This is a genomic window from Paenibacillus sp. CECT 9249, assembly GCF_918697855.1.
Lineage (GTDB): Bacteria > Bacillota > Bacilli > Paenibacillales > Paenibacillaceae > MSJ-34.
In genome coordinates this window covers 129,300-142,683 of sequence record NZ_CAKKLI010000004.1, presented here as the reverse complement: position 1 = coordinate 142,683, position 13,384 = coordinate 129,300, and the positions used below count along the sequence as shown (strand labels likewise).

Genomic DNA, 13,384 nt, shown 5'->3' with positions numbered 1-13,384 from the left:
TTATTCCTCTAGTCCGTCAAAAATGCTTTCTATGATGTCCGTTTCATCCTTATATATCATAAACATGAAATACATTAAGCATGTTAACGAGAACAGCATCCAATCTCCCGCAACTTCCTCGTCCATTACAATCGTTGCTTCAAGAGAAATGGTATTCGGTTTCATTAACGCTGCCTTCCGGCCGTCCACTTTCACTTCAATCTCTTCGTCCCAATTCTCTTCGATCCGCAGCTTCTTCCCGAAAGCCGTGCCGTCCACACAGAAATAAAGAAGGCTGTTGACAGCGTTATCCTTCAAAATAAATTCTTCTCCATCGATTTGAAACCTGTAATTTGCAAAGACGAGACGCCCTTTTTGTATCCCTAGAACAGCTTGATCTCCGTTTCGCTCTAAGACGAAGGTTTTGCCCGCCTCATTTCCCGAGTTTGATACTTTCATAACTTTGGCGATGGTACGATCCCCTTCGTCTAGAACGTTGACGTTCTTTTTTTCATGAAAGAAAAGGACATTTTTTATTTTAAATGTTGCCAAACTCCGCACCTCTTCCTGTAATGCATAAGATAATCCTACATTCTACACTACACGTTAGGAACAAGTGTTGCAACAAGTTATCATCCCGGCAGAATTGCTTTTTCATTCATCCTGGCATATGAGCAAGCCGTTTGTACCTCCGATCTTGTTCAAAAACATCTTCGCCCTGATCGCCGCATCGTGACTGCGCAATGGCTGACCAACCGGCAGTTCGGACAACCTCATACATTAAAATATTTAAAAATTATGCACAAAAAAACCGTCTTTTCCTGTAAAATGAAAGTTAACATTGGTACAAAAAAGCAGGGCGGAAAAACGTCTCATTTTTCCGTCCTGCTTTCGTTTTAGGGACTTATTGGGCAGCCCCAGTGCCTGAAATTTAGTAGCTGAATCTACATATTGAACAAGCAACAATGACAAGGAGAATGAAAAGGACAAGAATAACACCTGTGCTTGTGAACCCGAATCCTCCAACAACAGAAGACATTTTGTATGCTCCCTTCGTATTAAAGTCATTACCTTATATATGTATGTCCATGATGTTAGTCATGATTGGACGTATGTAATGCTTGATCCAGTTTGGCCTCCTGCCCATAACTCAACGAAGGGGCTGTCCAGAAAGCAGTGAAAGCTGACTTTCTGGAGGCCCCGTTTTTGTTGAATGTTAAAAAGGGCACAAAAAAACCGTCTTTTCCTGTAAAATGAAAATTACTCGTATGCGGAGGGGGAGGAAAAACAGCCACAATTTGATTTTCTCATTCCTTACGGCAGTTATTGAAAGAGAAAACACGCCGCTACAAGAAGGACATCCGGCACGTTTGCTGCGTTAAAATAAGCGGTCCGTCCTTCGTGATCGCTATCGTATGCTCGTATTGCGCCGAACGTTTCCCGTCAACGGTTCTTGCCGTCCATCCGTTCGCATCCATTCGGCTGTGCCACGTTCCTTCGTTCACCATCGGTTCGATCGTAATGACCATGCCTTCTTTCAATCGCAACCCTTTCCCCGGCAAACCGAAATGGGGAACTTGCGGTTCTTCATGGATGACAGGTCCAATGCCATGGCCCGTAAAATCTCTGACGACGGAAAACCCTTCCGCTTCGACATAAGATTGAATGACATGCCCGATATCCCCGATACGATTGCCGATGATCGCTTGTTCAATCCCTTTATAAAGACTATTGTATGTAACTTTCAACAACTTTTTCGTTTGATTCGAAATATCCCCAACCGCGTACGTCCATGCCGAATCCGCCAAACTGCCGTTAAGATTCACGACGAAATCGATCGTAACGATATCGCCGTTTTGAAGAGAGTCTCTCCGCGGATAACCGTGGCAAATTTCATCGTTAACGGAGGCGCAAGTCGCAAATTGGTAACCCTTGTATCCTTTCTGTTCCGGCGTGGCCCCATGCTTTTTCAAATATGTTTCTACAAATTGATCGATGGCGAACGTTGAAATGCCGGGCTCGATCATTTTCGCAATTTCTCGATGGCAAGCGGCCAACAATTTGCCCGCTTCGTGCATTTGTTGTATTTCTCTTTCCGATTTTAACGTTATCACTGTCATCTCTCCTCCTTATGGTCTAATTTGTTACACCAGTTTCCGCCAATCCGCTTTTCTACGCATAGAATGGTAGTTTACGAAGTGGGCTCATTGGTGCCACGAATTATAGCCGTTTGATCATATGAATATCTTTGGGCTCTTTCAGAAATAGCTCTTCATCAATCTCATCCGCGATCTGACTCCCGTTCCTTTTGTAGAAGGATACCGCCGATCCGGTTTCCGTCGACGAAATGTACAAATATTTGGCCCCTCTTCCTTTCGCTTCCGCGGCCAACCGGTTTAAAATGTTGCTTCCAATGCCTTGTCTTCTGTAATTTTTGGATACGTACATAAGATCGATTTGGAGCCGGTCCCGATTCATCCCTCTAAATGTATGGGCAAGAACGCCGAATCCTGCTAGTCTGTTTCCGTCAAATGCGCCAATGGCGAGTCCGCCGTTTTGCAATTCATACAAATATCGTTGTTTGATTTCGGTTAATTCCGTCTCGTTCCAATTCGCACAATCATGTCCGGCTTTACGTTCCGTTACGATGCCGTCCCGCATTTCATATATTACATCAATATATTCCGACCGGTCGATTTCCTGCAACTTGTCGGCCTGTTCCTGGGTCATATAACGATATTCAATCATAATGAACCTCCCGTGAAAACATTATCGTATTTTATGGATTTTACGGAATGCTGTCGGCGTAATGCCTTCCATTTCTTTAAACAGTTTGATGAAATAGCTTGAATGATCGTAACCGACTTGGCGGGCCACCTCCTTGACATCCATATCCGGATCGTTGAGCAGCATTTCCTTCGCTTTGCTCATCCGGACTTGCGCGACATATTCGAAAGGGCGCAGCCCCATCGTTTTTTGAAACAACAGGCAGACGTATTGCGGAGACAGCTGCATGCAATCCGCCAGCATGGCAAGCGTAAGCGGCTCGCCGTACCGCTCTTCGACGAAGCGGAGCGCAGGGGCGAGCTGTTCGTAATGCTGTCTCTTCGAACGGACCTCCGCCGGGGAAGCATGGATAAACAAATCTACAATGATCTGGTACATCAGTGCCGAACATAGAAAGCCGCGCATCGGATCGGCCGAACGAAGCAGACGAACGACCGCGTGCATGTGCTGCAACAACCGGTCGGGATTGGATATGCGCATCACTTTCGATTCCTTCATATCCATCGCCGCAAGCAATGGATGCGCTTGTTCCCCATTGAACGCGACCCATCGGACTTCCCACGGTTTGTCGACCGGCACATATTCATGAGTTTCATTCGGTAACAGAAACATGCCCTCGCCTTGCGTTACGGCGAATTCCTTCCCCGAGACGCGCAAGAGTCCGGTTCCGTTCATCGTTTGGATCCATTGGAAGTCCGGATATCCTTCCTCGCGCCGCATCGGCTCCTGATTATCCCAACCTCCGGCGCTCGTAATGTAAAACGGCAGCCGTTGTTCTTCTTCCGTAATCGAAGGAAAAATGCATTCATTCACCGCCATCGCCCCTAAATGCGAAATTAGTTATATCGATGCGAAAATGTTCTGATTGAATAGATTATATCATCTAACTATGATATTCATATAGTATTATTTCAATGGGAGGATTTTATTATGGCATCCATGCGCATACCTTTTCCAGACAAAATATGTTACGGCGGCGATTACAATCCGGAGCAATGGCCCGAGGAGGTCTGGCGCGACGACATGCGTCTCATGAAAAAAGCGGGCGTCAATTTCGTAAGCGTCGGCATCTTCAGTTGGGCGCTGCTGCAACCGGACAAAGAGCGTTACGACTTTGCCTGGCTCGACCGGCTTATGGATTTGCTGGCGGACAACGGCATTTACGCCGATTTGGCGACGGCCACCGCTTCCCCGCCCGCCTGGATGGCGCGGGACTATCCCGAGACGCTGCCGGTCGACGAGAACGGGGCTCGCTATACGAACGGTTCGAGGCAACATTATTGCCCCAATAGCCCCGTCTATCGCGAATACGGGCAGAAGCTGGTACGGCGACTGGTGAACCGCTACAAATCGCATCCGGCGCTGGCGATGTGGCATATTAACAACGAGTACGGTTGCCATATTTCGCGATGCTATTGCAAGCAATGCGAAGCCGCATTCCGGGTTTGGCTCAAGGATAAATACGGATCGATCGAAACGTTGAACGACCGGTGGGGCACCAATTTCTGGAGCCAAACCTATTACGATTGGAGCGAGATTCACTTGCCGGGCAAAACGCCGACTTACGCGAATCCGGGACAGCTTCTGGATTATCAGCGGTTCATGTCGGACAGCTTGCTGGAATGCTATTTGGGCGAATACCGCGTTATTAAGGAAGGAACGCCCGACTTGCCCGTAATGACCAATTTCATGCCCCACTTCAAACCGCTCGATTACTTCAAATGGGCGAAGCATATGGACATCGTAACATGGGACAGCTATCCCGAACCGACGGCAGGCATACCGGTCGGAGCGGCGATGGATCACGATCTGATGCGCAGCTTGCGCGGCGGGCAACCGTTCATGCTGATGGAACAAGTGACGAGCCAAGTGAACTGGCGGCAGCATAATCCGTTGAAACGTCCCGGGGTGATGCGCTTATGGAGCTATCAAGCCTTGGCGCGCGGCGGGGATGGGATCATGTTCTTTCAATGGCGCGCTTCCCGGGCAGGGGCGGAGAAATTTCACGGGGCGATGGTGACGCACACGGGCGACGAGCACAGCCGTGTATATAAAGAGGTGGAACAGCTCGGAAACGAGCTGAAGATGTTGGACGAAATCGTAGGATCGCGCATTTCCGCCAAAGCGGCGATAGTATTCGATTACGACAACTGGTGGGCGCTCGAACTGCCGTCCAAGCCGAGCGCGGATGTTAAGTATATCGAACAAATCCGACATTATTACGATCATTTATTCCGGAAAAATATTGCCGTCGACTTCGTGCAACCCGCCGACGACCTCTCCCGTTACGACCTCGTCATCGCCCCCGCGCTGTACATGGTCGCCGAAGGCGTCGCCGACAATCTCGAACGGTTCGTAGGCAACGGCGGTACGCTGCTAACTACGTTTTTCAGCGGCATCGTCGATGAGCACGACCGCATTCATCTCGGCGGATATCCCGCGCCGCTGCGCAAACTGCTCGGCATTTGCGTCGAAGAGTTCGATCCGATGCTTCCCGGACAAACGAATCGGGTCGCCGTTACGGAAGCCACGCTGTATGGCGAATATTCGTGCAATCTGTGGGCCGACTTGATTCGACTGGAGGGCGCCCAATCGATCGCGGCATTTACAGACGATTTCTTCGCGGGCATGCCTGCCGCAACGGTGAACGCTTTCGGCAAAGGCAAAGCTTATTATGTCGGCACGCAAGCGGAACCGGCATTTATATCGCGCCTGCTCGATCGATTGCTCTCCGATTCGAACGTCGAAGCGCCGCTCGCCGCTCCGGAAGGAGTCGAGGTGACTTGCCGGGAACATGAAGATCGGCGTTATTGGTTCATCCTTAACCACCTGCCGGAAACGGTCACGATTCCGCTGCCGCCAGGGCAGTTTGACGACATGCTTGGCCGGACGACCGTTTCGGATAACATCGTTTTACAGAAAAATGAATTGAGTATTCTCCGGTCCTTGAACGTTTGATTTTTATAGTCACAAGAAAAATGAAGTCCTGGGCTGTTCCCGGGACTTCATTTTGGAATGACTAACTTGTCAAGATTTTTTCCCTGCCACCTCTTTCGTCCGTCCGTTGGATTATGTCCAATCCAATTCGCCTTATTATGGATCAAACCGCATTGCCATTGGAAATCATCCAACAGATTTCTCCTAATGGCCGTCTTTCAGCCTTATTTGATGAGATTTCAATTGGATGAATTCCAACGAAGAGCTGCCTTTTACCCTATGAAGGGTTGATCTGTTGGACGAAATCCAATGGGCGGGCATCAACGCCGCGCACTTACTCGTTCCAATAAGTCGTCAACCCGGTTCTGCCGAATGGGAAAGAGAAGAGTCCCCCTGCAGCAGGAATCTTCTCTTCTATGACATTTCGTTGCAATATGATAAACTTGGTTGCATACTGACTATACTTAAGGAGAGTGATGAAAATGGCCGAGAACGAACTTTTGACAAGGCAACGTGAATTGCAACTCGAGGCGAGTACGGTAGCGGTTGAATTGAACATCGATGAATTGCTGTCCTCGGCGGGCGAGCCGGTGCGAGTCGGCAGCGCCGCTCTCGGATTGATGGTATGGAGGGATCTGGATATCACCGTAGTCTGTTCGAAGCTCGACATCGCTGCGGTAACGAAAATCGCTTCCGAACTCATGATCCGCCAAGGCGTACGGGAGCTTCGGTTCTTGAATGACTCCGGCGACTGGAATACCGATCCTAACTACCCTGACGGATTTTACATTGGGTTAAAGTACAAGGCGCTGAACGGGATGGATTGGACGCTTGATATCTGGTTCGTCGACGAACCGGATAAACAGCCCGATCTTATGCATATTCGAACGATGCCCGATAGACTTACCCCGGACTTGCGGGAATCCATCCTAACAATCAAAGATTTCTGGGCATCCCGTTCAGAGTACGGAAAAGAAGTCAAAAGCTATGACATTTACAGGGCTGTTCTGGACGATAATGTAAGAACATTAATGCAATTTCAAGATTGGATCACCCAATCGCAAACGAAACAGCGATCAGAATCGCCATAACCGCCTGCGTACCGGTCCAGACCGCCAGCCTCCAGGGCCGGACTTTCCATTTCCGCTCGGATTCGGACAAGTAGACGCCTTGTGGAATCCGTTGCAAAAGTACATAAATGGTCGGCTTGAACTTGTCTACAATAATCGGAATGCCGGATTTGGCGTTTTTGATGCGGAATAGACTCCTGCTTTCGTGGAAAGTCTGTTTCTTTCCGTTCGGCGCCGAATAATATCCGATATAAACATGGTCGCCCTTCGACGTTTTGTAATAACGAGTGCATGTCGCGGTACGCGCAACGCCTCTCTTCATCGTCCCCAATCTTCTTATATTGATCGAGACAAATACGGTCACGGCAATGCCCGAAACGACGAGGCCGATCACGTATGACACGGTAGCCAGTTCGACCGGCGCCGTGCCGGGCAGTTTGGAGACGGCAGGAGACTCGGGATTGTATAGAACCGCCGTCGATTCCAATTCGTGAAGCGGGACCCTGTACGACGAAGAGATCGATTGATACGAGATGCCGGTATAGGGGGTTCCGTTGACTTCGTAAGTATACGTGAACGAATAATCGCGGTATCCCTTGCCTTGATTTTCAAGCTCCACCTTCGTGATCTGTCCTGTCGTCCGCCCTGTCAGCAATCGGTCCGCATGGGCAGCTTCCAGCTGGAGGTTTCGAACGATGCCAAGCGCGGCGAAGATGAACAACAGGGCGGCAATCCACATGCGCAGCGACAGCCAATGGACTAGGTTGACGGGTATAGACAGTTGATTATGCATAGAACCTCCTTTACCCTTTGTTTATTCGACATCTTTCGGCCCGATCCTCCCGCAAGGATGATTAACCGCCGCTTATGCAATATCGCGCCTCTTCTCCCGTCTCCATAACAGCAGCATAAACGCCGCGCCTGAGACAGCCGCCAAACTGTATAGCACCGGTGCCATCCATTTCGCCATCCGAATGTCAATAATATGATCCAGACAATAATATAACCCGAAAAAAAGCGCCCCGAAAACGAATGGGATTTGTACGCCGATTAATGCCACATAGTTCGACATCAAGCCGGAGAAGCACATCGCGAGCAGAGCAAACGCCAATCCGAGGACGACCACCGCCGCAATCGTTAATATAACGTACTGCAAGAACGTCGGATCATACCAATAATACGAACCGGTAAACGTATGGAGCGGCACCTGAAAAAATACGGACAGGTTGTCATGGCGCAATACCTTGTGGTTGATAATGAATGCGTACAGTCCCAAATAAACGATCAACAAAGACGCTATCGCGATACATGCCGAAACCAGCCCTGCCGCAGCTTTGGTCTTATATAAATTCCGTCCTTGCCGGGTCGTATACTGCAAATCCAGCATTCGTCCCAAACGATCTTTAATAAAAACCGGAGACAGTGCCATCACGACGCTTACGATCACGGCGACGGCCACACTTGAGATAAAATCCTTATAATTTTGAAGAACAATTCCCGGATACGTTTGAACATGCCCGGCTGCTCTTAATTCGCCCAAGCGCGCCTTTTGTTTGGCGTCCCCCGCGTTTTCCCAGGCGCGTTCCATCCATTGGGCCCGATTGTCGTGCCATTCTTCGATCAATATTCTTCTCGCCTGAAGCTCCCAGAACAGATCGACCTTTTCCTTGAACAAGACCTTATTGCGAAGGGCGTTCTGCTCGCTATCATCGGAATCAAAATGCATAAAATCCTCATAAGACCGAATGCCTGCCGCCGCAAACTCGGGCCTTGCCCGCAAATAGTTCCCGGCTTCCCCGATTTGCGCTTCGTAAGCTTTTTTGAAATGGGCAAAGTCCTCCTCCTCCATATCGCTTCCGTATTGGCGGGCCATCTCGGCGGCAATGCGGTATTCGTCAAGCGCCGGTCTTCCGCGTGTAATCGCCGTAGCGGGATTTTCTATAAACAAGAGGCACATTAACACATTCGCAATACAAAGCAGCAGGAGTATTTTCCAATTCCATATTTTCTTGATTTCATTCCATAACACTCGCATGACGGTTCTCCTCAATGAATTTCTTGTTTTTGAAACCTTCGCAAAGAAAACATACATAAAGCGGCTGTGATGATCGTCCAACTTCCCACCGTAACCGGTTCATAACTTTGGAACATTGTCAATCCGCCGTTGCCCATAAACCAGACATGAGGATTCATGAAAAGTACGGACAAGTTATGGACCGCGATGAACAGCAGAAGCGGAGACGGTACGAAGCTCGGCAGAAGCAACGCAGAAACGAAAAATGCCGCAAAGAGAAAAAAAGCAAAATAACTGTTCTTCACCCATACCGACAGGAAAAAGACAATGCCCGACAGGAGCAGCATGCATAGATATACCAGCAAGACGCTGCACAGCAAATAACCCGCAAACGATAGATTCCACCAGGAAACATACGGAAGATCGTCTAAACTATACTCCCAATTCAACGCGCTGCTGATCGAACTGCCCCACAAACGCGAGTAATCGAATACGGAGAAATAAAACCCTAACGTAACAGCCAACAGTACCGTCAACATACCGGTTGCCATCAATAAGGAAGCCGCCAGTTTATCCTTCATCAATAATCGGCCTCTTCTTGTTGAGTAGGTAACAAGGTATGTTTTATTTTCGAATTCATAGTTTGCAATCAGAGCCGTAGCCAGAACGACCAAAATCAATGCTTCATAGAGGATCGGTCTGAATACCGACGCAAACAGAAAACCATGCATTCTGTATGGTTTCCCGGCGAAAAACCACGTTTTATGCTCATCCTGTTCTTTCATCGCTTCGAAACGTTGCGACAACTTGCCATACTCGCTCTTGAACATGTCCGCCACGCGGCCGCTCAGCCGATACTTTGCAATTTCGACATTCGCAATCTCGTTCCAGTCGATCTTCTCGTATTCGCTGTCAATGTTTCGGGCTATCTGCCAATACATTCCTTTCAGTTGCAACTCGGCAGGTACAGGTTTTCCATGCCGCTCGGCCATACCGGTTCTCAAATCTGCTTCCAGTTGGCGCAGCGACTCGTCCGTAATCCGGATTCCGTACGTTTCCGCCAATTGACCCGCAATTTTCAGCTCGTCGGTACGATAAGATTCATTCCAAATGACGTAAATATTAAATGCGCAGAACAATACAAGAAGGGCAATCAGTATCGGCGAACGGAACGCTTTTTTACATTCATAGATAATCACCCTCATACCGGCTGTGCTTCCGTTCGCATTTCGTCGCGGTATTCGTACAAGAAGACGTCCTCCAAATGAGGCGCGACAGCCTGCCACTCCGGTTCCCCTTCGCCATGATGGACAAAGCGTACGATCATGACGCCTCTCTCCTGTTTTTCCGCAAGAACGACATGCCGCTTGCGAAACGAATCCAGTTGCTCGTAACCGATGGACGCTTCATACACATGCCCTTCAAGCGAATCGCAAATGTTTTTCACCGTATCTTTATACAAAAGCCGTTTATTTTTGATCATAATCACTTCATTGGCGATCGACTCGATATCGGACACAATATGCGTGGATATAATCACGAGCCTGTTCCGGGCCAGTTCGGTAAGCAAGTGGCGGAAGCGTGCGCGTTCTTTCGGGTCCAATCCCGCCGTAGGCTCGTCGAGGATGAGAATTTGCGGATCGTTAAGAAGCGCCTGCGCAATGCCGACGCGCTGAATCATGCCGCCGGAGAATTTTTTCATCTTTTTGTCGGCCACATCGCTTAACGCGACTTTATCCAATAGTTCCGCAATGTTCCCCGCAGCCTTCTTTTTCCCGATTCCTTTCAAAGCGGCCAAATACGATAAATATCGCTTGGGAGAATCGTTTTTGTAAAACCCGAACTGCTGCGGCAAATAACCGAGCAAATCGCGGTATTGTTCGCCCATATCGAAGATGTTGCGTCCATGATACAAAATTTCTCCTTGGCTCGGCGCGATCAATGTGACCAACATTTTGATCAAAGTCGTTTTCCCGGCGCCGTTCGGAGCGAGCAAACCGTACACCCCGTTGGAAAATTCTAAATTAAGATCGGTTAAAGCGGAAAATGCGCCGTACTGTTTGCTTACATCTTTGACGACGATCATGTTATTAAGCTCCTTTCGCATGGTTTAAGCGGATCAATTTATTTATATACCGCAAGTAACAATAAAGGCTGATCGCGAGTACAATCGCATAAACGATGAGCGGCAAACCGAGAAGAATGTCGAAGTATAACATGTTCCCTGCAAAACGTAATATCACGTTGCCCGCAATCCAGGCCGCAACCGTTGCCAGCAGGGCCGGAACCGAACATCGTCTTATCATGACGTATAAAAACAGAATGGAGAATACGAACAGAGCCGTTATCGAAATCATAAACGCCCGCAAAAAATGAATTTCAGGATAGCCATTGACGATGAAGAGGATGCCGATGGTATTCACCAACACGGAGACGACGCTGAATGCCAGCATCCGAAAGGCAGTTGCCTGATATACGTTGAATTTGCATGCCATCTCCACTTCGTAAGTCCGGTGCATCATTTTATTGAAATAAGTAAAGATCGAACAAGCGAGAAATAAAATCGGCGAAATGACAAATAGAAACGAGTAAACGTCATGGGCCCGGTCCGGTTTCGGTCCGAAATGGGCGAAGCCCAGCAGGGTAAACGCGATCATCAGTATAAAGGCAAGCTCCGAGCGGTCGGAGAATATATGCCTGATGCCGATATGCCGGTATAAGGCCTGCAAATATTCCAGGAAAGACTCCTTCGCCTGACGCGTTGCGGCAGCGGACACAATGTTCTGAATTTCCGCCTGAATGGTTCGTTCGTCCGGCATAGGGACGCGAAATTTTTCTTTATCCATGGCCGTGGCGATCCTCCTCCAATTTTTTTCTGATCCATTTCAATGCCGCATAGTATCTCGTTTTCACCGTAGAGAGCGGAAGCGATTCGCTTGCGGCGATTTCCTGCAGCGTATATTCTCCGAACAGTTTCAACCGAATAATTTGCTGCGAACCGGCGTCCAGCCGATTGACAAGCGAAGCGATTCGTTCGAAATCTTCCCGGTACTCCAGCGAAACGGCCATATCGTGCCCGTCGCTCCAGTCGTAATTGTCGATCGGTTCCGAATATTTCGCATACTGGTAATACTTCGACCTGTAATAATCGACAAGGCGGTTGGAGGCCAGCTTATACAACCAAGTCCGAAACGACGCCTTGCCGGAATCGAAGCTTTTGATGGAACCGAGAACGCTTATGAAAATCTCTTGCGTGAGATCAAGCGACAACTCGGGGTCGAGCGTTTGTTTATAAATAAAGGCGTACATTTCTTTGTAATATTTCGCAACGAGCCGATTCGCCGCAGGATCTCTGATATTCCTCTTTAGCTTTCGAATCCAACGTCTTCGCAGTCCATAGTTCACCTCACAGCGCTTTGTCCGTACGTAAATTGGCGGCTTGTTACTATATTCGTAAAAAGAACGCAAAAAGTTTGAATACGGAAAATCAAACTTACATCCTCGCGTAATGATGAAGTTGTATAAATGAAAAAGAGAAGTTCCCATCCTCTAGGAATCTTCTCTCGGAAATAGAATCGTGAACAGCACGCTCCGATCCGTGTTGGCGATGGAATACCGGGCGCCATGCTTGTCCAGCATTTGGTTTGACAATATACAAGTCGAGCCCGCTTCCGCCGGTATTGCGGTTTCTCGATGTCTCGATGCGGTGAAACGGTTGAAACATATCGCCAACTGGTCTTCCGGAACCTCTTGCCCGTCGCGATTCATCCGATCCAATGCGGAATTCAGCGCGTTAATTTTATATTATGGTCGTTACGCTCCGGCAACCTTATACACCTTGGTATACAATATTTCTTGAAAAAGAGCAAATTCCTCTTCCGTAAGAAGCTGAGGATAGCTCATCATTTGAAGCGGCAATTCCGGCTGCCCCTTCTGAAGAGGGGGCTGTACATATTCGAAAGGATTAAGACGGAATCCCAACCGCTCGTAGAAGTGTATTCTCCGTTCCGCTACGTCCGTCGCGGGAGGCTCCACTTCCAATAGAATGGGTTTTGACGACTCTCGAATATACGCGGTCATAAGTTTGCCTCCTATCCCTCCTCCGCGTATGGCCGGATCGACGGCAATATGTTCCACAAAACGAAATGAGGAAAATTCCCACACGGCAAGAAAAGCGATGATATCGTCGCTGTCATCCGTTTCCGTAATGAGACGATAATGCGGATCGGACAGCAATTTCTTCTGCCCGGCATAGGTTCTCCGTTCAATCTCGGGAAATGAGGCGTTCATAATCGTAAACACTTGATCAAATCGTTTGTCGTTCATCATCGTGTGCTCCTTTATCTAAGCTGCTTTTATTTTTTTCGGCAATACATTAGTGCCTTCTGTTTCCATAGTTTGCGCTAACGAAACTCATAATCCTTATTGGGCTCAAAACGAAGGCGTTCCCATTATAACGAAAGTACGTGTCGTTATTCATTGGAAACGGGCGGTTTTACCGCCTTTTCCCCTTCATTAGCGTGTTACTGTTTCGTTACACGAGCAACAAGGTGATTTTCAGGCTATTAGCGTGTATTCGTTTCGTTAGCCCGCCCGA

At 48.5% G+C, this 13,384-nt stretch carries 14 protein-coding genes and 1 pseudogene; 2 read left to right on the top strand and 13 right to left on the bottom strand.

The genetic code is table 11. The features are described from left to right. The 5 genes from LQ229_RS05690 to LQ229_RS05670 all read right to left on the bottom strand — a co-directional run bounded on the left by LQ229_RS05690 (position 1) and on the right by LQ229_RS05670 (position 3,579). Positions 1-438 carry a hypothetical protein gene (locus tag LQ229_RS05690; RefSeq protein ID WP_230191151.1) on the bottom strand — a complete coding sequence of 146 codons (438 nt, stop codon included), beginning with the start codon at positions 436-438 and terminating at the stop codon, positions 1-3. Between the two features lie 472 nt (positions 439-910). Next, positions 911-1,018, bottom strand: coding sequence for a YjcZ family sporulation protein (locus tag LQ229_RS05685; protein ID WP_230191150.1), 108 nt, complete (start codon positions 1,016-1,018; stop codon positions 911-913). A gap of 307 nt (positions 1,019-1,325) precedes the next feature. After that, a complete protein-coding gene (gene map, locus LQ229_RS05680; RefSeq protein WP_216539879.1) occupies positions 1,326-2,093 on the bottom strand; it encodes a type I methionyl aminopeptidase in 768 nt (255 codons plus the stop codon). Between the two features lie 106 nt (positions 2,094-2,199). After that, entirely contained in the window at positions 2,200-2,727 is a 528-nt protein-coding gene (locus LQ229_RS05675) for a GNAT family N-acetyltransferase (protein ID WP_216539831.1), read from the bottom strand. Between the two features lie 21 nt (positions 2,728-2,748). Continuing rightward, positions 2,749-3,579, bottom strand: a complete 831-nt coding sequence (locus LQ229_RS05670; protein ID WP_230191149.1) for an AraC family transcriptional regulator — start codon at positions 3,577-3,579, stop codon at positions 2,749-2,751. A gap of 117 nt (positions 3,580-3,696) precedes the next feature. On the opposite strand from LQ229_RS05670, the gene LQ229_RS05665 reads away from it, so the two are divergent. Together LQ229_RS05665 and LQ229_RS05660 are read left to right on the top strand one after the other, a co-directional pair. Continuing rightward, on the top strand, positions 3,697-5,724 hold the full coding sequence (locus tag LQ229_RS05665; RefSeq protein WP_230191148.1) for a beta-galactosidase: 2,028 nt from the start codon (positions 3,697-3,699) through the stop codon (positions 5,722-5,724). Between the two features lie 461 nt (positions 5,725-6,185). Next, on the top strand, positions 6,186-6,794 hold the full coding sequence (locus LQ229_RS05660) for a hypothetical protein (RefSeq protein ID WP_216539829.1): 609 nt from the start codon (positions 6,186-6,188) through the stop codon (positions 6,792-6,794). Here the strand turns inward: LQ229_RS05660 and LQ229_RS05655 are convergent. From LQ229_RS05655 to LQ229_RS05625, 8 genes and pseudogenes are all read right to left on the bottom strand, one after another. Then, positions 6,754-7,566, bottom strand: a complete 813-nt coding sequence (locus tag LQ229_RS05655) for a hypothetical protein (RefSeq protein WP_216539828.1) — start codon at positions 7,564-7,566, stop codon at positions 6,754-6,756. The genes LQ229_RS05660 and LQ229_RS05655 overlap by 41 nt on opposite strands. Positions 7,567-7,638: 72 nt before the next feature. Further along, complete coding sequence (locus LQ229_RS05650) at positions 7,639-8,808, bottom strand: hypothetical protein (RefSeq protein ID WP_216539827.1); 1,170 nt, start codon at positions 8,806-8,808, stop codon at positions 7,639-7,641. An 11-nt stretch (positions 8,809-8,819) separates the two neighbouring features. Continuing rightward, positions 8,820-9,992 (bottom strand): hypothetical protein, encoded by a 1,173-nt coding sequence (locus tag LQ229_RS05645; protein WP_230191147.1) that lies wholly within the window; start codon positions 9,990-9,992, stop codon positions 8,820-8,822. Further along, positions 9,989-10,873 (bottom strand): ABC transporter ATP-binding protein, encoded by an 885-nt coding sequence (locus LQ229_RS05640; protein WP_216539825.1) that lies wholly within the window; start codon positions 10,871-10,873, stop codon positions 9,989-9,991. The genes LQ229_RS05645 and LQ229_RS05640 overlap by 4 nt, the downstream gene beginning before the upstream one ends. Positions 10,874-10,877: 4 nt before the next feature. Next, positions 10,878-11,633 (bottom strand): hypothetical protein, encoded by a 756-nt coding sequence (locus LQ229_RS05635; RefSeq protein ID WP_230191146.1) that lies wholly within the window; start codon positions 11,631-11,633, stop codon positions 10,878-10,880. Further along, entirely contained in the window at positions 11,626-12,192 is a 567-nt protein-coding gene (locus LQ229_RS05630) for a sigma-70 family RNA polymerase sigma factor (protein ID WP_230191145.1), read from the bottom strand. Before LQ229_RS05630 ends, LQ229_RS05635 begins: the two co-directional genes overlap by 8 nt. Positions 12,193-12,336: 144 nt before the next feature. Continuing rightward, positions 12,337-12,511: pseudogene (locus LQ229_RS27265) on the bottom strand (ATP-binding protein); the annotation flags it as partial. Positions 12,512-12,600: 89 nt separating this feature from the next. Then, positions 12,601-13,113, bottom strand: a complete 513-nt coding sequence (locus tag LQ229_RS05625; RefSeq protein ID WP_216539877.1) for a GNAT family N-acetyltransferase — start codon at positions 13,111-13,113, stop codon at positions 12,601-12,603. Positions 13,114-13,384 lie beyond the last annotated feature (271 nt).